At 71.0% G+C, this 19,494-nt stretch carries 16 protein-coding genes and 1 tRNA gene; 14 read left to right on the top strand and 3 right to left on the bottom strand.

The window, feature by feature from the left end; all coding sequences use genetic code 11:
- The first annotated feature begins 74 nt into the window (after positions 1–74).
- The 8 genes from OHT52_RS10495 to OHT52_RS10460 all read left to right on the top strand — a co-directional run bounded on the left by OHT52_RS10495 (position 75) and on the right by OHT52_RS10460 (position 9,880).
- Positions 75–1,805, top strand: coding sequence for an ABC transporter substrate-binding protein (locus OHT52_RS10495; RefSeq protein ID WP_328719867.1), 1,731 nt, complete (start codon positions 75–77; stop codon positions 1,803–1,805).
- 200 nt (positions 1,806–2,005) lie between these two features.
- The gene (locus tag OHT52_RS10490) at positions 2,006–3,001 is read left to right on the top strand and encodes an ABC transporter permease (RefSeq protein ID WP_328719866.1); all 996 of its coding nucleotides are present in this window, start codon (positions 2,006–2,008) and stop codon (positions 2,999–3,001) included.
- Positions 2,998–3,936: an ABC transporter permease gene (locus OHT52_RS10485; protein WP_328719865.1), complete on the top strand. Its 939-nt coding sequence runs from the start codon at positions 2,998–3,000 to the stop codon at positions 3,934–3,936. Before OHT52_RS10490 ends, OHT52_RS10485 begins: the two co-directional genes overlap by 4 nt.
- A 4-nt stretch (positions 3,937–3,940) precedes the next feature.
- Positions 3,941–4,882, top strand: coding sequence for an ABC transporter ATP-binding protein (locus tag OHT52_RS10480; protein ID WP_328719864.1), 942 nt, complete (start codon positions 3,941–3,943; stop codon positions 4,880–4,882).
- Entirely contained in the window at positions 4,867–5,784 is a 918-nt protein-coding gene (locus tag OHT52_RS10475; RefSeq protein ID WP_328719863.1) for an ATP-binding cassette domain-containing protein, read from the top strand. The genes OHT52_RS10480 and OHT52_RS10475 overlap by 16 nt, the downstream gene beginning before the upstream one ends.
- A complete protein-coding gene (locus OHT52_RS10470) occupies positions 5,781–8,216 on the top strand; it encodes a glycoside hydrolase family 2 protein (RefSeq protein ID WP_328719862.1) in 2,436 nt (811 codons plus the stop codon). The genes OHT52_RS10475 and OHT52_RS10470 overlap by 4 nt, the downstream gene beginning before the upstream one ends.
- A 270-nt stretch (positions 8,217–8,486) precedes the next feature.
- Positions 8,487–8,569, top strand: a tRNA-Leu gene (locus OHT52_RS10465).
- Between the two features lie 729 nt (positions 8,570–9,298).
- Positions 9,299–9,880, top strand: coding sequence for an RNA ligase 1 family protein (locus tag OHT52_RS10460; protein ID WP_328719861.1), 582 nt, complete (start codon positions 9,299–9,301; stop codon positions 9,878–9,880).
- Between the two features lie 115 nt (positions 9,881–9,995).
- Here OHT52_RS10460 and OHT52_RS10455 read toward each other — a convergent pair whose 3' ends face one another.
- Positions 9,996–10,451, bottom strand: coding sequence for a MarR family winged helix-turn-helix transcriptional regulator (locus OHT52_RS10455; RefSeq protein ID WP_328719860.1), 456 nt, complete (start codon positions 10,449–10,451; stop codon positions 9,996–9,998).
- A gap of 202 nt (positions 10,452–10,653) precedes the next feature.
- Here OHT52_RS10455 and OHT52_RS10450 point away from each other — a divergent pair, with 202 nt between their 5' ends.
- Complete coding sequence (locus OHT52_RS10450; protein ID WP_328719859.1) at positions 10,654–12,105, top strand: MFS transporter; 1,452 nt, start codon at positions 10,654–10,656, stop codon at positions 12,103–12,105.
- Positions 12,106–12,537: 432 nt separating this feature from the next.
- Here the strand turns inward: OHT52_RS10450 and OHT52_RS10445 are convergent, their stop codons facing one another.
- Positions 12,538–13,203 (bottom strand): MOSC domain-containing protein, encoded by a 666-nt coding sequence (locus tag OHT52_RS10445; protein WP_328719858.1) that lies wholly within the window; start codon positions 13,201–13,203, stop codon positions 12,538–12,540.
- An 80-nt stretch (positions 13,204–13,283) separates the two neighbouring features.
- On the opposite strand from OHT52_RS10445, the gene OHT52_RS10440 reads away from it, so the two are divergent.
- Complete coding sequence (locus tag OHT52_RS10440; RefSeq protein ID WP_328719857.1) at positions 13,284–14,186, top strand: LysR family transcriptional regulator; 903 nt, start codon at positions 13,284–13,286, stop codon at positions 14,184–14,186.
- Between the two features lie 91 nt (positions 14,187–14,277).
- On the opposite strand, the gene OHT52_RS10435 is transcribed toward OHT52_RS10440, so the two are convergent.
- Positions 14,278–14,625 carry a WhiB family transcriptional regulator gene (locus OHT52_RS10435; RefSeq protein ID WP_328719856.1) on the bottom strand — a complete coding sequence of 116 codons (348 nt, stop codon included), beginning with the start codon at positions 14,623–14,625 and terminating at the stop codon, positions 14,278–14,280.
- Positions 14,626–15,091: 466 nt separating this feature from the next.
- On the opposite strand from OHT52_RS10435, the gene OHT52_RS10430 reads away from it, so the two are divergent.
- The 4 genes from OHT52_RS10430 to OHT52_RS10415 all read left to right on the top strand — a co-directional run bounded on the left by OHT52_RS10430 (position 15,092) and on the right by OHT52_RS10415 (position 19,494).
- The gene (locus OHT52_RS10430; protein WP_003948568.1) at positions 15,092–15,703 is read left to right on the top strand and encodes a response regulator transcription factor; all 612 of its coding nucleotides are present in this window, start codon (positions 15,092–15,094) and stop codon (positions 15,701–15,703) included.
- 310 nt (positions 15,704–16,013) lie between these two features.
- Positions 16,014–16,589 carry a sigma-70 family RNA polymerase sigma factor gene (locus tag OHT52_RS10425; RefSeq protein ID WP_328719855.1) on the top strand — a complete coding sequence of 192 codons (576 nt, stop codon included), beginning with the start codon at positions 16,014–16,016 and terminating at the stop codon, positions 16,587–16,589.
- Between the two features lie 173 nt (positions 16,590–16,762).
- Positions 16,763–18,265, top strand: coding sequence for an IMP dehydrogenase (gene guaB, locus OHT52_RS10420; protein ID WP_328719854.1), 1,503 nt, complete (start codon positions 16,763–16,765; stop codon positions 18,263–18,265).
- A 104-nt stretch (positions 18,266–18,369) separates the two neighbouring features.
- Positions 18,370–19,494 carry a GuaB3 family IMP dehydrogenase-related protein gene (locus OHT52_RS10415; protein ID WP_328719853.1) on the top strand — a complete coding sequence of 375 codons (1,125 nt, stop codon included), beginning with the start codon at positions 18,370–18,372 and terminating at the stop codon, positions 19,492–19,494.

Genomic DNA, 19,494 nt, shown 5'->3' with positions numbered 1-19,494 from the left:
GGGCCCCCATACCTTCACGGCACTTACCCGGTTCAGTGACTCCGCTCGCAGGGACGGCGGGGAGAGGAAGGGCTATGAGGACGGGTATCCGGGTGCGGATCGCCACCGCACTCGCCGTGATCGCGCTCACCGCCACCGCGTGCACCGGAGGGAGCCCGGCGACGGGCAAGGGTGCGGGCGGCGCGAAGGGCGGGGCGTTACCGCGCGACGAGACGCTCTACACCACCGGTACGCAGTGGGGGCCGCCGGCCAACTACAACCCGCTGCGCGACTGGGACCACGCCACCGGCACCAAGGGGCTGGTCTACGAGACGCTCTTCCACTTCGACCCCAACGCCGGGAAGCTGACCCCCTGGCTCGCCGAGTCCGGCGCCTGGAAGGACGCGAAGACCTACGAGGCGAAGCTGCGGCCCGGGATCACCTGGTCCGACGGCGAGCCGCTCACCGCCAAGGACGTCGCGTACTCCTACGGCCTCGGCAAGATCGAGGCCTCCTCCTTCCACTCGCTGTGGAGCTGGCTCTCCGGTGCCGAGGCGGTGGACGACACGACCGTCCGCTTCACCTTCAAGACGGCCCACTACCAGGAGTGGGACTTCACCCTCTACGGCCGGGCGATCGTCCCCGAACACGTGTGGAGCGGCCGGTCCGAGGAGGAGATCCTCAACGGGGTCAACGACAAGCCGGTCGGCAGCGGGGCGTACACCCTCAAGAGCAAGTCCCAGGACCGGGTGGTCTGGCAGCGCCGCGACACCTGGTGGGGCACGAAGGCGCTCGGCATGACGCCCGCGCCGCGCTACATCGTGGACGTCTCCAACCCGAGCAACGAGGTCGTCATCGGCCAGCTCGGACAGGGGCAGCTCGACCTGAGCAACAACTTCCTGCCCGGCGCCTCCTCGCTGGTCAAGGCCAAGAAGGTCGTCTCGTACTACGACCAGCCGCCCTACATGCTCTCCGCCAACACCGCCTGGCTGGTGCCCAACACCACCCGCAAGCCCCTGGACGACGCCGCCTTCCGCAAGGCGCTCGCCGCCTCCGTGGACATCGACAAGATCGTGAAGGGCGTCTACGGCGACCTGGTCAAGAAGGCCGACCCGACCGGCCTGCTCCCGCAGTGGGACAGTTACATCGACAAGGGCGTGGTGGCCTCGGACGGGTTCTCCCACGACACGGCGGGCGCCAAGAAGATCCTCGCCGACGCCGGGTACCGGGACACCGACGGCGACGGGCTCGTCGAGAACAAGGACGGCTCGAAGATCAGCCTCAAACTGGCCGTGCCCACCGGCTGGACCGACTGGATGGAGGCCGCCAAGGTCATCGCCGCAGGCGCCAAGTCCGCGGGCATCTCGGTGACCACCGAGTTCCCCGACCAGAACGCGCTCAGCGAGCAGCGTGCCAAGGGCGACTTCGACCTGGTCATCAACAACGACCGCCAGCTGTCCAACACTCCGTGGACGTACTACGAGTACATGTTCCAACTCCCCGTCCAGAAGCAGCAGAACACGGTGAACTTCGGACGGTACGAGAACCAGCGGGCGTGGGATCTGGTCCAGCAGCTCGGCGCGGTGCCGACCGACGACGCGGCCGGGATGAAGGCGGTGACGGGCAAGCTCCAGAAGATCCAGCTGGACGAGATGCCGATCATCCCGCTCTGGTACAACGGCCTCTGGTCGCAGTCCACCACCGGCACCTGGACCAACTGGCCCTCGGACGAGCCGGGAGCGCCCACCTACGCCCCGGCGCTCTGGCGCAACTGGCTGGAGATGGGCGGCTTCGAGATGCTGACCCAGCTCAAGCCGGCGAAGTAGCCCCCGCCGCAGGACCGGTACGGGAGGTCCCACGGGCTCCCGTACCGGCCCCCTCCGCGCGGACGTCCGCCACTCTCGCGCGGACGGCCGCCCCCTCCAGCCGCCCGGCCCCCTTGCCGCCGTCCGGCCCCCAGACCGTCCCGCCGGGTGCGCCGCCCTGACACGCGCGCGCCCGGCGGGGCACCCCGACGGGAGCTCCCTTGCGCCGCTACTTCGCCCGTAAACTCCTGGTCTACGCGCTGACCTTCGTCGTCGCCGTCACCGTCAACTGGATGATCCCGCGCTTCATGCCGGGCGACCCGGTCGCCTCCATGGTCTCCCGCGCGCGCGTCTCCCAGCCGGAGGCCGCCGAGGCGATGCACGCCTACTACAACAACCTCTTCGGCTTCGACGAACCCGTCTGGCAGCAGTACCTGCACTTCTGGGGCTCCCTGCTCACGGGCGACTTCGGGATCTCCGTCTGGGTGTTCCCGACGCCCGTCTCCGACGTACTGCTCGACGCGCTCCCGTACACCCTGGGGCTGATGGTCCCGGCGGTGCTGCTCAGCTGGATCGTCGGCAACTGGGCGGGCGCGCTCGCCGCCCGCCGCAAGGTGCTCGACAACACCGTGCTCCCGGCGGGCTATCTGCTGACCGCGATGCCGTACATGTGGATCGCCGTGATCCTCGCCTGGGCCCTCGGCTCGAAGGCCGGATGGTTCCCGATCTCCGGCGGCTACAGCCTGGACATCCAGCCCAGCTGGACCCTCGACTTCGTGGCCGACCTGGCGCACCACTGGGTCCTGCCGTTCCTGTCGCTCTTCCTCGTCGCGCTCGGCGGCTGGGCCATCGGCATGCGCAACATGATCATCTACGAGCTGGAGTCCGACTACTCCTCGTACCTCTCCGCTCTCGGCGCACCCCAGCGGCTCATCCGGCGCTACGCGTTCCGCAACGCGGTGCTGCCCCAAGTCACGGGTCTGGCGCTGCAATTGGGAGTACTGGTCGCCGGCGCGCTGGTCACCGAGATCGTCTTCGCCTATCCCGGGCTCGGCTCGCTCATCCTCGCCGCCATCCAGAACCAGGACTTCTTCCTGCTCCAGGGCGCCTTCCTCTTCATCGTCATCGGCGTGCTGATCGCCAACTTCGTCATCGACGTCGTGTACGTCCTCGTGGACCCCCGCACCCGTACCGGCATGGCAGGAGGCCAGTCATGAGCGCACCGCCCGGACCGGCCGGGAACGACACCGGACCCGCCGCGACCCCCCTGGAGAACGCGACCCCCCTGGAGAAGAAGGCGGTCGGCCCCGCGCGCGAGACCCTGCACTACGCCGTCCGCAACCCGAAACTGCTCATCGGCTTCACCGTCGTCGCCCTCCTCCTCGCCGTGGGGCTCTTCGGCCCACCGCTGCTGGAGACCACCGACCCGAACGCCTACGGCGGCCCCCAGGCCGCGCCGCCCGACTCCACGTACTGGATGGGCACCACCACCTTCGGCCAGGACGTGTACGCGCAGTTCGTGCACGGACTGCGCGCCACCTTCCTGGTCGGCGCGGTCGGCGGCGCCATCGCCGCCGTCGTCGCGATGCTCGTCGGCTTCTTCGCCGGCTACCGGGGCGGGGTGCTGGACGAACTCCTCACCATGGTCACCAACGTGGTGCTGGTGATCCCGGCGCTCGCGGTGCTGCTCATCATCAACGCGTACCTCGGGGTGCGCTCCGTGCCCGTACAGGGCGTGTTCATCGGGCTCACCTCCTGGCCCTGGGCGGCCCGCGCCATCCGGGCGCAGACCTTCACCCTGCGCACCCGCGAGTTCGTGGACCTGGCCCGGCTCAGCGGCAACGGCACCTGGCGGATCGTGTTCCGCGAGATCGCCCCCAACATGAGCTCCTACCTCTTCATGATGTTCATCCTGCTCTTCGGCGGCTCCGTCCTCATCGCCTCCTCGCTCGACTTCATCGGCCTGGGACCGACCGGCGGCGTCTCGCTCGGCCTGATGCTCCAGAGCGCCCAGCAGTGGAGCGCGCTCCAGCTCGGCATGTGGTGGTGGTTCGTACCGCCCGGCGCCGGGATCACCGCCATCGTCGGCGCGCTCTACGTCGCCAACGTCGGCCTCGACGAGGTCTTCAACCCGAAGCTGAGGGAGTCCTGAGCACATGACGCTGACCGTCACCGACCTGCGGGTCCACTACCGCACCCTGCGCGGCGAGGTCCGGGCGCTGGACGGCGTCGGCTTCGACGTGGCCGACGGCGAGATCCTGGGCCTGGCGGGCGAGTCCGGCTGCGGCAAGACCACCCTCGGCAAGTCCCTGATCCGGCTCGACGGCCGGATGCGGCACGCCGGCGGCACCGTCACCCTCGACGGCGAGGACGTACCCATCGCCGACGACCGGGCGATGAACGCCTTCCGCTTCCACCGGATCTCGCTCGTCCCGCAGTACTCGATGAGCGCCCTCAACCCGACCCGGCGCATCGGCCGCATGATCCGCGAACTCCTCGCCTCGCGCGGAGTGAGCGTGGACACCGCCGAACTCCACCGCAGGCTCGACCTGGTGGGCCTGGAGCGACACGTCCTCGACCGCTACCCGATCGAGCTCTCCGGCGGCATGAAACAGCGCACCGTCATGGTGATCTCCACGCTGCTCGACCCCTCGGTGCTCATCGCGGACGAGGTCACCTCCGCCCTCGACGTCTCCACCCAGAAGGCCGTCGTCACCGCGCTCACCGGACTGCGCGACGCGGGCCTCGTCACCAGCATGCTCTTCATCACCCACGACCTCGCCCTGACCTCGCACATCGCCGACTCGATCATGGTGATGTACGCCGGGAAGCTCGCCGAGAAGGCGCCGACCCGGGTCCTGACCTCCGAACCCCGCCACCCGTACACCCGGATGCTCCTCGGCTCGCTCCCCGAGGTCGGCGTCCGCCACCGCGACCGCCCGCTCAGTGGCATCGCCGGCTCCCCGCCGTCGCTCCTCGACCCGCCGGCCGGCTGCCGCTTCCGCGACCGCTGCCCGCTGGCCGACGCCGGCTGCGCCGAGGAGCCGCCGGTCGTGGAGATCGCCCCCCGTCACTCCGTCGCGTGCTGGAAGGCATGATGCTGACCCTCGACCGAGTCACCAAGACCTACCGCGCGGGCGCCTTCGGCGGCGGCTCCGTCACCGCCGTCGACCGGGTCTCCTTCGACGCGGCGCCCGGCGAAGTCGTCTCCCTCATCGGGGAGAGCGGCAGCGGCAAGTCCACCATCGGCCGCATGATCCTCGGCCTCACCCAGATCTCCGGCGGCAGCCTCACCCTGGACGGCGCCCCCGTCCGCCCGGGCAAGGACTTCTACCGACGCGTCCAGGGCGTCTTCCAGGACCCCTTCTCCTGCTACAACCCCGTCTTCAAGGCCGACCGCGTCTTCGACATGATCCGCCGCGCCTACCACTCCGGCGTCCCCGACCGGGAGTGGGCCGACCGCGTCGAAAAGGCCGTGCGCGACGTACGCCTCGACCCCGGGCAGGTACTCGGCCGCTACCCCCACCAGCTCAGCGGCGGCCAGCTGCAGCGCCTGCTCATCGCCCGCGCCCTCCTGCTCGACCTGAGCTTCCTCGTCGCCGACGAGATCACCAGCATGCTCGACGCGTCCACCCGCATCGACGTCCTCAACCTGCTGGCCGGACTGAAGGAACGCGGACTCGGCGTCCTCTACATCACCCACGACCTCTCCCTCGGCACCTACCTCGCCGAACGGACCGTGGTGCTCCGCCGGGGCCGGGTCGTGGAACGCGGCGACACCCAGAAGGTGTTCGGCAACCCCCTGCACCCGTACACCCGGACCCTGCTGGCCGCCGTGCCCCGGCTCAACACCCCCTGGGACCCGCCGGAACCGGTGGAGAGCTGCGCGTACCACCGGGGCTCCCCGGATCCGGGCGGCACCGGCGGGCTGCACCAGGCGGAAGACGATCACTACGTGGCCTGTGCCGGACTCCCCGACTGCGGAAGGACCATCGCGTGACCCTGCACCGACTGCCCCTCGCCGAAGGCTGGACGCTGCGCCCGGACGGGCCGGTCCCGCTGACCTTCCCGGCCGACGGCATACCCGCCACCGTCCCCGGCTGCGTCCACACCGACCTGCTCGCCGCCGGGCTCATCGACGATCCGTACCTGGACGACAACGAGAAGCGGCTCGGCTGGATCGGCCGCACCGACTGGACGTACCGCACCACCTTCCACCGGCCGGCCGCCGGGGACCGCCGCGCCGACCTCTGCTTCGACGGCCTCGACACCGTCGCCACCGTCACCCTCAACGGCACCGGACTCGGCCGCACCGCCAACCAGCACCGCTCCTACCGCTTCCCGGCCGAACACCTGCTCCGCGAGGGCGCCAACACCCTGGAAGTCCGCTTCACCGCCCCGTACGCCTACGCGGAGGCGCTCCGCGAACGGCTCGGCGACCGCCCCGGCGCCTACACGGAGCCGTACGCCTTCATCCGGAAGATGGCCTGCAACTTCGGCTGGGACTGGGGCCCCACCCTGGTCACCTCCGGCATCTGGCGCCCCGCCGCGCTGGAGAGCTGGACCGGCCCCCGGATCGCCGGGGTGAAGCTGCTCGGTGACGTGGACCCGCACGGCGTTCCGAGACTCTCGGTGGTGCTGACGGTGGACCGCCGGGGTGAGGGCGGCGAGGGCGGTGGAGCGCTCACCGCGCAGGCCGAAGTCGCGGGCGAACGCCACACGTTCACCGTCCCCGCAGGGGAGACGACCGCGACTCTGGTGGTGCCGGTCCCGCAGGCCGAACGGTGGTGGCCGCACAGTCACGGCGAACAGCCGCTGTACGCCGTCGAGGTCCGCCTCGGCGGCCACGCCTGGCAGGGCAGGACCGGCTTCCGCACGGTCGCGCTGGAGCGCGAGGCGTTCCGGATCGCCGTCAACGAGGAGCCGGTGTTCGTCCGGGGCGTGAACTGGATCCCCGACGACTGCTTCCCCTCCCGCACCACCCGGCAGCACCTCTCCGACCGGCTCGACGAAGCCGTCGCCGCCGGGGTCAACCTCGTCCGGGTCTGGGGCGGCGGCCTCTACGAAAGCGACGACTTCTACGAACTCGCCGACGAGAAAGGCCTCTTGGTCTGGCAGGACTTTCCCTTCGCCTGCGCCGCCTACCCGGAGGAGCAGCCGCTGTACGACGAGGTCGCCGCCGAGGCCCGCGAGAACGTCGCCCGCCTCGCCCGGCACCCCTCGCTCGTCCTGTGGTGCGGCAACAACGAGAACCTGGAGGGCCACGCCGACTGGGGCTGGGCCAAGGAACTCGGGAGCCGCACCTGGGGCTACGGCTACTACCACGAACTGCTCCCCGCGATCTGCGCCGAACTCGACCCCACCCGCCCCTACTGGCCCGGCTCGCCCTACTCCGGATCGCCCGGACTCCCGCCCAACGAGCCCACCCTCGGCACGGTCCACCTCTGGGACGTGTGGAACCGGGTCGACTACCGCCACTACGCGGACCACGCGCACCGCTTCGTCGCCGAGTTCGGCTTCCAGGGCCCGCCCGCGTACGCCACCCTGCGACGCGCGATCAGCGGCGAACTCGCACCCGACGCACCGTACGTGACACACCACCAGAAAGCCGAGGACGGCGACGCCAAGCTGCTGCGGGGGCTCGGCGACCACCTCCCGCAGCCCGGCGGTACCGGCGCCGCCTCCTTCGACGACTGGCACTGGCTCACCCAGCTCAACCAGGCCCGCGCCGTCGCCTTCGGCATCCGCCACTTCCGCTCGAACACCCCGTACTGCATGGGTGCGATCGTCTGGCAGCTCAACGACTGCTGGCCAGTCGTCTCCTGGTCCGCCCTCGACGGCGACGGTCGCCGCAAACCCCTCTGGTACGCCCTGCGTTCGGTCTACGCCGACCGCCTCGCCGTCCTTTGCGACGCCACCCTCCACCTCGTCAACGACGCCGCCGGGCCCTGGGGCGGCACCCTCCACCTGACCCGGCACGCGCTCGACGGCACGGTACTGGCCGAGGAACGGCTGCCCGTCGCCACGGCCGCCCGGGGCGTCACCCGCGTACCCCTCCCACCGTCCGTCGTCACCCCCTCCGATCCGTCGCGCGAGCTGCTGGTGGTGCGGCTCGGGGAGGTGCGGACCGTGGAGTTCTACGCGGAGGACCCCGCCGTGGACCTGCCCCCGGCCCGCTGGACGGCCACCGTCGCCCCGGACCCCCGGGACCCCGCCGGCTACGAGGTGCGGGTGACCGCCCACACCCTCCTGCGCGACCTCGCGCTCTTCCCGGACCGGCTGGACCCGGCGGCCCGGGTGGACGACATGCTCCTGACCCTGCTGCCCGGCGAAACCACCGTCTTCCGCGTCACCGGAGCCCGCCTCGACGATCCGGAGGCCCTCACCCGGAAGCCGGTGCTGCGCTGCGTCAACGACGCGTGGACGACGTGACCGGCTGACCAGGGAGGGACAGGGGTGGCGCGGCCCTGGCGAACGGTGGTGGAAGTCCGGCGGATTGGTCCGTAAGAGTGCGGCGACTTTCCGTCAATCCCGTTCGCCGGGGAGAGGGACCATGATCGGGTCGGGTCCATGGTCATGCCCCTGGGACACGGCCTGACGCACCATCAAGCGATCAATAAAATAAGACAACATCGCGCTACTGCTCCGCTGGTGGGGGGCGCCCCCCGATAGGGTCAAGTCCCGACGCGGAGCCGCGCGCCAGCCCGGGTGGTGGAACGCAGACACGGCGAGCTTAAACCTCGCTGCCCCTCGGGGGCGTGCCGGTTCGAGTCCGGCTCCGGGCACCTTTCTCCGTCGCGGCTCCGATCCTGGGAGCGTGGGGGGTTCAGCCTCGACCCGACGGCGACCGCCCGGCCGAGCGGTTCGGCACGCGGTGGATCACGCGAGGGCCGGCGCCGCGTCGAGGGTCCATCGGGGCCGGCGTCTCGGCGTCGCCCCGAGCGCCGCCCGGGTGGAGAGCGTCCGCCCGCCCTTCGGTATCCGGAAGTCGCGTGGACAGGGTTTCGGCCATCCCGTGCCAGGCCTCATCCAAGCGCCCTCCGGGTGCGGAATCCCTACGTGACGACACGAAGAGAGGGCCCTCGCGCGGCGGAGCCCGATGCCGCATATCGCGCCTATTTGACGCATACCATCCAGTGCTCGACCTGCCGCGCGGGTGAACGCTGCACCGCCGCGTCGCGCCTGGCCGAGGAGTGGCGGAGGCTCCGTTGATCTGTGTGGACTGCGATCAGGCCATTCTCGGGCCGGCCGTGCTGGTGTCGGAGGTGGACAGCATGTCCGGGGCGCGGGCCGACGCCTACGCCCACCCCCCGAACTCGCCGCAGTGCGTGCCCCGTACGCCCGGTAAGGCGAGACTGCGGCGCCTCATCGACGGCGGGGCGGGACCGGGGCGCACCGGAGCGGGATGACCCGCGCGGGAAGGAGTGCCGGGCGGGGTGACACGCTCCGGCGAGGGTGCGCGGCTTGGGCGAAATCCATGTGCGGCAGGGCTGGTTGAGCCGCACCATGGGGCGATGCGGAAGATTCCCACACTGTTCCTGCGCGACTTCGCCACCCGCCCCGCGGGCGTGCTCCCCGAGGTGACGCCCGGATGCGACTGGGTGCTCGCCGGGGAGGGCGTGGCCACGCGCAAGTACGACGGTACGTGTACCCGGGTGGACGAGGCGGGGGCCTGGTGGGCGCGCCGCGAGGTGCGGGCCGGCCGGGCCGCACCCCCGGAGTTCGTACCGCTGTCCACGGACCCCGCCACCGGGAAGACGGTCGGCTGGGAGCCGGTCGTGCGGTCCTCCTTCGCGAAGTTCCACACGGAGGCGCTGGCCGAGGGCGGGCGGCGGCAGTGGCCCCCGGGGACGTACGAGTTGATCGGGCCGCGGATCAACGGCAACCCCGAGCGCAGTGGTACGCACCGGCTCGTCCACCACGGCACCGCCGAGCGACTCGACGTGACGGAGCTGACGTTCGAGGGAGTCCGGGCCCGCGTGCTCGCGCTGGCGTCGGCCGACGGGTGCGAGGGGATCGTCTGGCACCACCCCGACGGCCGGATGGCGAAGATCAAGGCCAGGGACTTTCCCCGGGCCGGCGGACCGACGGCCTGAGCGGGCGCGCCCGTTCTGTGGCGAGTCGGCCAGGTCGGCCAGGTCGGCCAGGTCCGAGAGACCGGCCAGGTCGGCCAGGTCGGCCAGGTCCGAGAGACCGGCCGGCCGGTGGAACTCAGGGCCGGGGCCAGGGCCGCCCGCCGAGGCGTTCGAGGTCGGTGTTGAACCGGCGGAGGTAGTGGGCGAAGGCGGCGACGTCCTCGCCGGGCCAGTCGACCAGGACGCGGCCCAGGGACGCGACCGTCCCCTCGCGCTCCTCGTCGAGGATGCGGCTGCCCTCGGCGGTGATGCGGAACTTGCGGGCCATCCCGCCCGCCGGGTCGGGGATGCGCTGCACGAGTCCGGCACGCATCGCCGCCGTGGTCTGGCGGTTGAGCGTGGAGGCGTCGAGGTCGAACGCCTCACTCAACTCCCCGATGGACATGGGGCCCTGCACGCGGATGCGACTGAGCAGGATGTACGCGCTGCGCTCCAGTACGCCGTTCTCGCGCCGTCCCTTCCGGTGGTTCAGGAGGCCGTGGCGGCTGAGCAGCATCTGCTCGTACTCGACGTCCTCGACGGCCCTGTCCATGAGTGGGATGCCTCCAGCTTCCTGCCGGGCCGGTGTGCCGTTGCCCGGGGTGACCGAGGGTCCATCCTGGCACATGGTGTGCATCAAGCACATCGCATGCATAATGCACTAGGCGTGCACGACGCCACTCGTGCGCCGCCCCGCTCCTCCCGCCGGATTTCCGTCCCGGACTCCCGTCCCGACCACATCGAGGAATCGCGTTATGGACGCCCCCCAGCCCACGGCCCGCGCAGGCGGCGTGATCACCACGCTGGCCCTCGCCGGCACCGCCGCCGCGATCATGCAGACGCTGGTGACCCCGCTGATCGCGGAGCTCCCGCAGATCCTGCACACCTCGTCCTCGAACGCGGCGTGGGTGATCACGGTCACCCTGCTCGTCGCGGGCGTGTGCGTCCCGGTCACGGGCCGCCTCGGCGACCTCCTCGGCAAGCGCCGCATGCTCCTGGCGTGCGCCGTCCCGCTGATCGCCGGTTCCGTGGTCTGCGCCCTGGCCTCCTCCGTGGTGCCGATGATCGTCGGACGCGGTCTCCAGGGCATGGGCATGGGCATGGTGCCCCTCGGCATCGCCCTGCTCCGTGACGTGGTTCCCGCCGAGAAGCTCAGCAGCTCGATCGCCCTGGTCAGTGCCTCGATGGGGATCGGCGGTGCTCTCGGCCTGCCGATCTCCGCCGCCGTCGCCGAGTACACCAGCTGGCGCGTCCTCTTCTGGGGCTCCGCGGCACTCGCGGTGATCGTCGCGGTGCTGATCTACACCTTCGTTCCCGACGTCCCGGCCGGTGCCAAGGGCCAGCGGTTCGACGCACCCGGTGCGGTCGGGCTCGCCATCGGGCTGGTCTCCCTGCTGCTCGCGATCTCCAAGGGCGCCGACTGGGGCTGGGGCTCCGGCACCACCCTCGGCCTCTTCGCCGTGGCGGTCGTGGCCCTGGGCGCCTGGGGCTTCTACGAGCTCCGCACCCGCGACCCGCTGGTGGACCTGCGGACCACCGCCCGCCCGCGTGTCCTCATGACCAACATCTCCTCGATCCTGGTCGGCGTCGGCATGTACTCCTTCATGCTGATCGCCCCGCAGCTCCTCCAGTTCCCCGAGGCCACCGGCTACGGCCTGGGCCAGTCGATGCTGGCGTGCGGTCTGTGGATGGCCCCCGGTGGCGTGATGATGATGATCGTCTCCCCGCTCGGCGGAAAGCTGATCAACGCCCGCGGCCCGAAGATCGCCCTCGTCCTCGGCGCCCTGGTCATCTCCGCCGGGTACGGCATCTCCCTGCTGCTGATGGGCTCCGCCTGGGGCCTGATGATCGTCGGTATCGTCATCAACAGCGGCGTCGGCCTCGCCTACGGCGCGATGCCCGCCCTGATCATGAGCTCGGTCCCGATCTCGGAGACCGCCGCCGCCAACGGGTTCAACACCCTGATGCGCTCGCTCGGTACGACCATCGGCTCCGCCGTCATCGGTGTGGTCCTCGCCCAGATGACCATCAACCTCGGCGGCCACTCCCTCGCCTCCGAGGGCGGCTTCCGCGTCGGCCTGACGGTCGGATGCGCCGTGGCCCTGATCGCCGCCGCCGTCGCCGCGTTCATCCCGGGCCTCGTCCGCCCGGCCGAGGACAAGGCCGACGCCGCCCCGGCCGAGAAGGCCGCCGTCGAAACCGCCTGAGCCGTCGTCCGAACCCTGCGAAGCCGGGGCCCCGCACACTCAGGTGCGCGGGGCCCCAGCTTCGGTCGTCCGGGCGGCGGCCGGGTGTCACCGCTTCCGGCCGGAGCTCCGTGCGCAGGAGCCCGGCGACGTCTCGACGACCTCGCGCCGCCACGTCCTCCGGACCTGCTCCAAGCGCTCTCGGTGCTCGGCGATCCAGCCGTCCCGGTGCCGCGTTCCCCACGGGTGCCGTCAGGCGATCCGGGTCGTCGACTCGATCGACAGCCAACTGCCGTCCTCGTGGGTGTGGATGCCGAGCCCCGGCGCTCCGGTAGTGGGTCGCGTGATGTGCGGGCTCGCTTCCGTTCGGGACGACCTCGAGGACGGCCGCGTCCTCGGCCCGCGCGGCCGGTGGCAGCGGACCGGACGAGAACGGATCCGGCCCCCGCCCCGTCAGCCCCCCTGTCCCGCCACGTACTCCCGCGCCGCCGCCAGCGCCTCCGGGTGCAGTGCCTCGCCCGCGGGGAGGAGGCTCGGCAGCAGGGTGCGGTCGGTGAAGGAGCGGAACTCCAGTGCGGCGGTCACCCCGTGGTCCGGGCGGTGGACGATCTCGATCACGTCCCCGGCGCGGACGGAACCCGGGGTGACGACCCGCAGGTACGCGCCGGTGACCGCCTCCTGGCTGAAGCGCTTCACCCAGCGCTCCTCCCGCACGTGGCCCGCGAACGTACGGCACGGGATGCGGCCGGCGGTCACTTCCAGGACCAGGTCCGGGCCGATCCGCCACCGCTCGCCGATCAGTGCCCGGCTGACCTCCAGGCCGAGGGTCGTCAGGTTCTCGCCGAAGATCCCGTTGGGCAGCGGCTTGCCGAGCTTCTGCTCCCAGGCGTCGAGCTCCTCCCGGGCGTACGCGTACACCGCCTGGTCGCTGCCGCCGTGGTGGCGCAGGTCACAGACGGCGTCCCCGGCCAGGCCGCTGCCGCCGGTGCCCTTCGGCCCCGGGTCGGTCACCGCCACCGGTCCGTCCACCGGGCGCTTGTCGATGCCGGTGAGGCCGTCACGGGCGCCGGTGTGCGCGGAGTGGCGGGGGATTCCGACATTCACGGTCAGCAGATGCATGGGAAGAGGTTAGAACGCCGCACATGAAAGTCGCATCGCATTTTTTCGCGATCAACAGAAGTGACGCTTATGGTGGGAGGGTGATCGAAGCCCGTCATCTCCGCGTCCTGCGTGCCGTCGCCACCACCGGTTCGTTCTCCGCCGCCGCCCGCGAGCTGGGTTTCACCCAGCCGGCCATCAGCCAGCAGATGAAGGCGCTGGAATCCTCGGTCGGGACGCCGCTGCTGATCCGTACCGGCCGGGAGATGCGGCTCACCCAGGCCGGCGAGGCTCTCGTACGGCACGCCTCCGGCATTCTGGCCGGGCTGACCGCCGCCGAGGAGGAGGTCGCCGCCATCGCGGGGCTGCGCGCCGGCCGGGTCCGGCTCGTCTCGTTCCCCAGCGGCAGCTCCACCCTGGTACCCGGCGCCCTGGCCGCGCTGCGCGCCGAGCATCCGGGCACCCAGGTCTCACTGGTGGAGGCGGAACCGCCCCGGTCCGTGGAGATGCTCCGTGACGGGGACTGCGACATCGCGCTGGCGTTCCGGTACGGGAACTCCGGGGAGGGTGGCGCCGGCGACTGGAACGACCTGGTGGTCCGGCCGCTGCTCGCGGACCGGCTGATCGGCCTGCTGCCCGAGGGCCACCGGCTGGCCGGGACGGACGCGATCGACATCGGCGAACTCGCGGGGGACCCGTGGATCGCCGGCTGCCCGCGCTGCCGCCGGCAGCTGGTGGAGGTCTGCGAGGAGTCCGGGTTCACCCCCCGTATCGACTTCGCCACCGACGACTACCCCGCCGTGATCGGACTGGTCGGCGCCGGGCTCGGGGTGGCGGTGCTGCCCGCGCTGGCGATCGAGTCGGTACGCCCCAAGGGAGCCGTGACCGTGACGGTGGAGCCGCCCATCGTGCGCGAGATCGTGGCGCTGACCTTGCCGGACCTGGCGCGGGTCCCGGCGGTGGCGGCCACGCTGGACCAGCTGTCGCGCGCCGCGGCCCGCTGACGGCACGACCGAGCCCCGGTCCGTCGAGGTCCCGGCGGGGACGGACCGTGGATGGCGAAACGTTCCTGCGGTACGGGGCGGCGCGGGCCCCTCAGTCGTGGTGCGCGCTGTCACCCGGACCGGTGGCATGGCCGGAAGGGGAGGCGGTCGTGACCAGACGGTTGCGGGCGCGGCCCATCAGCTCCTCGCGTTCGTCCTCGGTCAGGCCGCCCCACACTCCGTAGGGCTCGCGCACGGCCAGCGCGTGGGCGGCGCACTCGGCGCGTACGGGGCAGCGCATGCACACCTCCTTCGCCGAGGTCTCTCGGGCGCTCCGGGCGGCTCCGCGTTCGCCCTCGGGGTGGAAGAACAGTGAACTGTCGACCCCTCGGCAGGCCGCGAGCAGCTGCCAGTCCCACAGGTCCGCGTTGGGTCCGGGAAGGCGGGAGAAATCTGCCATTGCTTGTCCCCTCGAAACCGTGCTCTGCCGGAGACGTCGTCCCGGCATTCGCAGTCCGTCGTCGTCCGTCGGTGGCCGATCCCCTGTTCCACAGGTCCTCAGGTCCTGGGTGATCGAGCCTGCCGTACATCTACGGTCGTAGTAGATGTAAATATGACTGATTGCGAATCTAGTCACAGACACCAGCAAAAGGGAAGAAAAGCCGCCAAATAGGGCACGCCAACCCGTGAAGTTTCGGTTGAAGGGTGAAGCGCCCGCGCCGATCCGCTCCGTGTGCGGCCCTTCACGTAGAGTGCCGAACCCTACGGTCCGACCCGTAACTCTTTCGAGTGACCATCGTTGAGAGTGCGGAGGCGGTTGGCGACGAACCGGCTCGGGCACATGTCCGAGGGGGTCAACCGCACAGGTGACGACTTGTATCAGCCTGGAGGCTCAAGGTGACGCGCATCAGCTGCGGAGGACGGTCATGACATCCGTCCTCGTCTGCGACGACTCCCCGCTCGCCCGAGAGGCGCTCCGTCGCGCGGTTGCGACCGTGCCCGGCGTCGAGCGTGTGACGACGGCGGCCAACGGCGAGGAAGTACTCCGCCGATGGGGGGCCGACCGTTCGGATTTGATTCTGATGGACGTCCGCATGCCAGGCCTGGGAGGTGTGGAGACCGTCCGGCGGCTGCTCTCCGCCGACCCCGGTGCCCGGATCATCATGCTGACGGTCGCCGAGGACCTGGACGGGGTCGCGCTCGCGGTCGCCGCCGGAGCCCGCGGCTACCTGCACAAGGACGCCTCGCGCGCCGAACTGCGGGCCACCGTGACCCAGGCGCTGGCCGACCCGACGTGGCGGCTCGCCCCGCGCCGGCTGCGGTCCGCGGAGATGGGGGCCGCCCCCACGCTCACCGCGCGGGAGATCCAGGTGCTCGAAGGCATGAGCCACGGCCGCTCCAACGCGGAGATCGGGCGCGAGCTCTTCCTCTCCGAGGACACGGTCAAGACCCACGCCCGCAGGCTCTTCAAGAAGCTCGGCGCCTCGGACCGGGCCCACGCGGTGGCGCTCGGATTCCGCTGGGGCCTGGTGCGCTGAGCCTGTCGGGTGGCCTCCGATCGGCGTGCCGGAATCGTCCCCGTCCGCGGACCCGCGGGCGGGGCGACGGAGGGCCAGCCCGCGGCGGCGCACCCGTGGCGGGCCGGTCGTGGCGGCGGTGGGTGACGCTTCCCGGCCGATGACGCATCCTTGAGCTGTGGAGTTCCTCGGGAACGACGATTCGGACCAGCGGATCCAGCGGAAGGGGAGGGCGCAGGACATGACATCCGGCGCACCCGCTCGTAACGCTTCGGTGCACAACTCTGAACGCGATGGCGCGGACCGGTCGGCATCAAGGCACCATGGTCCGATGCGCGACGACGAGACGACGGTGATCGCTGCCCTGGTGCAACGGGCCGTGGACGGCGACGCGCAGGCGACACACGACCTGCTGGCCCGCGTCCACCCCCTCGCGCTGCGGTACTGCCGGTCCCGGCTGAACCGGCTGCCCGGTGATGCTCGTCACTTCGGCGAGGACCTGGCGCAAGAGGTCTGCGTGGCGGTGCTCATGGCACTGCCGCGCTACCGCGACACCGGCCGCCCCTTCGAGGCGTTCGTCTTCGCCATCGCCGGACACAAGGTCGCCGACCTCCAGCGCGCCGCGATGCGCCACCCCGGCTCCACGGCCGTCCCCTCCGACGAGATGCCCGAGCGCCCCGACGACTCCCTCGGCCCGGAGGAGCGCGCCCTGCTCAGCAGCGACGCCGCCTGGGCCAAGAAGCTCCTCGCCAACCTCCCGGAGAACCAGCGCGAGCTGCTCGTCCTGCGGGTCGCCGTCGGACTGACCGCCGAGGAGACCGGGCAGATGCTGGGGATGTCCCCCGGCGCCGTGCGGGTCGCCCAGCACCGTGCGCTCAGCCGGCTGCGAGCCCTCGCCGAACAGTGATGTCGGCCGCACCCCGCGCCGGTCACCCCCGCCGACGCCCCGTGTTCGCGGGGTGTTCACGCCGTCGTAGGAATCTACGGAGCCGTTCGGCGATCTTGCTCGTGGAATGAGACACCCCCGAAGGCCGTTAGCATGGACATCCGCACCGATCAAGACCATTTGGGGAAGGTGTCATGACTGCAAACGTCGACGGAGTGCCTGGGAAGTTCGCCACGCTCGGGCTGACATACGACGACGTGCTGTTGCTGCCGGGCGCGTCGGAGGTCCTGCCCAACGCGGTCGACACCTCGTCCCTCATCTCGCGCAACGTGCGGGTGAACATCCCCCTGTTGTCGGCCGCCATGGACAAGGTGACCGAGTCGCGGATGGCCATCGCGATGGCCCGTCAGGGCGGTGTCGGTGTGCTGCACCGCAACCTCTCGATCGAGGACCAGGTGAACCAGGTCGACCTGGTGAAGCGGTCCGAGTCCGGGATGGTCACCGACCCGATCACCGTGCACCCCGACGCCACCCTCGGCGAGGCGGACGCGCTCTGCGCGAAGTTCCGCATCAGCGGCGTGCCGGTCACCGACCCCGCGGGCAAGCTCCTCGGCATCGTGACCAACCGTGACATGGCCTTCGAGTCCGACCGCTCGCGCCAGGTGCGCGAGGTCATGACGCCGATGCCGCTCGTCACCGGCCGGGTCGGCATCTCCGGCGTGGAGGCCATGGAGCTGCTGCGCCGCCACAAGATCGAGAAGCTGCCGCTGGTCGACGAGGCGGGCATCCTCAAGGGCCTCATCACGGTCAAGGACTTCAAGAAGGCCGAGCAGTACCCCAACGCCGCCAAGGACGCCGAAGGCCGTCTGCTGGTCGGCGCGGCCGTCGGCGCCAGCCCCGAGGCGCTCGACCGCGCCCAGGCGCTCGCCGCCGCCGGTGTCGACTTCCTGATCGTCGACACCTCGCACGGCCACAACAGCAACGCCCTCGACTGGATGGCGAAGATCAAGTCGAGCGTCGCCATAGACGTCATCGGCGGCAACGTCGCCACCCGCGACGGCGCCCAGGCGCTGATCGACGCCGGCGTCGACGGCGTGAAGGTCGGCGTGGGTCCGGGCTCGATCTGTACGACCCGTGTGGTCGCCGGTATCGGCGTCCCGCAGGTCACCGCGATCTACGAAGCCGCTCTCGCCGCCCGCGCGGCGGGTGTGCCGGTGATCGGCGACGGCGGCCTGCAGTACTCCGGCGACATCGGCAAGGCGCTTGCCGCGGGCGCGGACAGCGTGATGCTGGGCAGCCTCCTCGCGGGTTGCGAGGAGTCCCCGGGCGAGCTGATGTTCATCAACGGCAAGCAGTTCAAGTCGTACCGCGGCATGGGCTCGCTCGGCGCGATGCAGTCCCGCGGCCAGGGCCGTTCCTACTCCAAGGACCGCTACTTCCAGGCCGAGGTGTCCTCGGACGACAAGCTCGTGCCCGAGGGCATCGAGGGCCAGGTGCCCTACCGGGGCCCGCTGGCCAACGTCCTCCACCAGCTCGTCGGCGGTCTGCGCCAGACCATGGGGTACGTGGGCGCCGCGTCCGTCGACCAGATGGAGAGCAAGGGCCGCTTCGTGCGCATCACGTCGGCGGGTCTCAAGGAGAGCCACCCGCACGACATCCAGATGACGGTCGAGGCACCGAACTACAGCAGGAAGTAACACCCACACGGTGGGGGAGGGGCGGCCGGGGTTCCCCGGGCCGCCCCTCCGCCGTGTGTCGGGGATACTGGTCAGCGCAGACGTAGAGGGAAAGGCCACACATCGTGACTGAGATCGAGATCGGGCGCGGCAAGCGCGGCCGCCGGGCATACGCATTCGACGACATCGCCGTCGTACCGAGCCGCAGGACCCGGGACCCGAAGGAGGTCTCGATCGCCTGGCAGATCGACGCCTACCGCTTCGAGCTGCCGTTCCTGGCTGCTCCCATGGACTCCGTCGTCTCCCCGCAGCACGCCATCCGCATCGGCGAGCTCGGCGGGCTCGGCGTCCTCAACCTGGAAGGTCTCTGGACCCGCCACGAGGACCCGCAGCCGCTGCTCGACGAGATCGCCGAGATGCCGGTCGAGTCCGCGACCCGGCGCCTCCAGGAGATCTACTCCGCTCCGATCCAGGAGGAGCTGATCGGGCAGCGCATCAAGGAGGTGCGCGACTCCGGTGTCGTCACCGCCGCCGCGCTCTCCCCGCAGCGCACCGCCCAGTTCTCCAAGGCCGTCGTCGACGCCGGGGTGGACATCTTCGTCATCCGCGGTACGACCGTCTCCGCCGAGCACGTCTCCGGCGCCGCCGAGCCGCTCAACCTCAAGCAGTTCATCTACGAGCTGGACGTCCCGGTGATCGTCGGCGGCTGCGCCACGTACACCGCGGCCCTGCACCTGATGCGCACCGGTGCGGCGGGTGTCCTGGTCGGCTTCGGCGGCGGCGCCGCGCACACCACCCGCAACGTCTTCGGCATCCAGGTGCCGATGGCGACCGCCGTGGCGGACGTGGCGGGTGCCCGCCGCGACTACATGGACGAGTCCGGCGGCCGGTACGTGCACGTCATCGCGGACGGGGGCGTCGGCTGGTCCGGCGACCTGCCGAAGGCCATCGCCTGCGGCGCTGACGCCGTGATGATGGGCTCCCCGCTGGCCCGCGCCACCGACGCTCCGGGCCGTGGCCGGCACTGGGGCATGGAGGCCGTCCACGAGGACGTGCCGCGCGGCAAGCTGGTGGACCTCGGCTCGGTCGGCACGACCGAGGAGGTGCTGACCGGCCCGTCGCACACCCCGGACGGCTCGATGAACATCTTCGGCGCCCTGCGCCGCGCGATGGCCACGACCGGCTACAGCGACCTCAAGGAGTTCCAGCGCGTCGAGGTGACGGTGGCGGACTCGCAGCACCGCCGCTGA

The organism is Streptomyces sp. NBC_00247 (assembly GCF_036188265.1).
Taxonomy (GTDB): Bacteria; Actinomycetota; Actinomycetes; order Streptomycetales; family Streptomycetaceae; genus Streptomyces.
Note: the sequence above shows the minus strand (reverse complement) of the source record. Positions and strands in the feature narration are given on the sequence as shown.

What these genes read in the sequence shown, in the direction of transcription:
- OHT52_RS10495 (WP_328719867.1), top strand. Translation starts at nt 75, where the DNA reads ATGAGGACGGGTATCCGGGTGCGGATCGCCACCGCACTCGCCGTGATC.
- OHT52_RS10485 (WP_328719865.1), top strand. Translation starts at nt 2,998, where the DNA reads ATGAGCGCACCGCCCGGACCGGCCGGGAACGACACCGGACCCGCCGCG.
- OHT52_RS10480 (WP_328719864.1), top strand. Translation starts at nt 3,941, where the DNA reads ATGACGCTGACCGTCACCGACCTGCGGGTCCACTACCGCACCCTGCGC.
- OHT52_RS10460 (WP_328719861.1), top strand. Translation starts at nt 9,299, where the DNA reads ATGCGGAAGATTCCCACACTGTTCCTGCGCGACTTCGCCACCCGCCCC.
- OHT52_RS10455 (WP_328719860.1), bottom strand. Translation starts at nt 10,451, where the DNA reads ATGGACAGGGCCGTCGAGGACGTCGAGTACGAGCAGATGCTGCTCAGC.
- OHT52_RS10450 (WP_328719859.1), top strand. Translation starts at nt 10,654, where the DNA reads ATGGACGCCCCCCAGCCCACGGCCCGCGCAGGCGGCGTGATCACCACG.
- OHT52_RS10445 (WP_328719858.1), bottom strand. Translation starts at nt 13,203, where the DNA reads ATGCATCTGCTGACCGTGAATGTCGGAATCCCCCGCCACTCCGCGCAC.
- OHT52_RS10435 (WP_328719856.1), bottom strand. Translation starts at nt 14,625, where the DNA reads ATGGCAGATTTCTCCCGCCTTCCCGGACCCAACGCGGACCTGTGGGAC.
- OHT52_RS10430 (WP_003948568.1), top strand. Translation starts at nt 15,092, where the DNA reads ATGACATCCGTCCTCGTCTGCGACGACTCCCCGCTCGCCCGAGAGGCG.
- OHT52_RS10425 (WP_328719855.1), top strand. Translation starts at nt 16,014, where the DNA reads ATGCGCGACGACGAGACGACGGTGATCGCTGCCCTGGTGCAACGGGCC.
- guaB (WP_328719854.1), top strand. Translation starts at nt 16,763, where the DNA reads ATGACTGCAAACGTCGACGGAGTGCCTGGGAAGTTCGCCACGCTCGGG.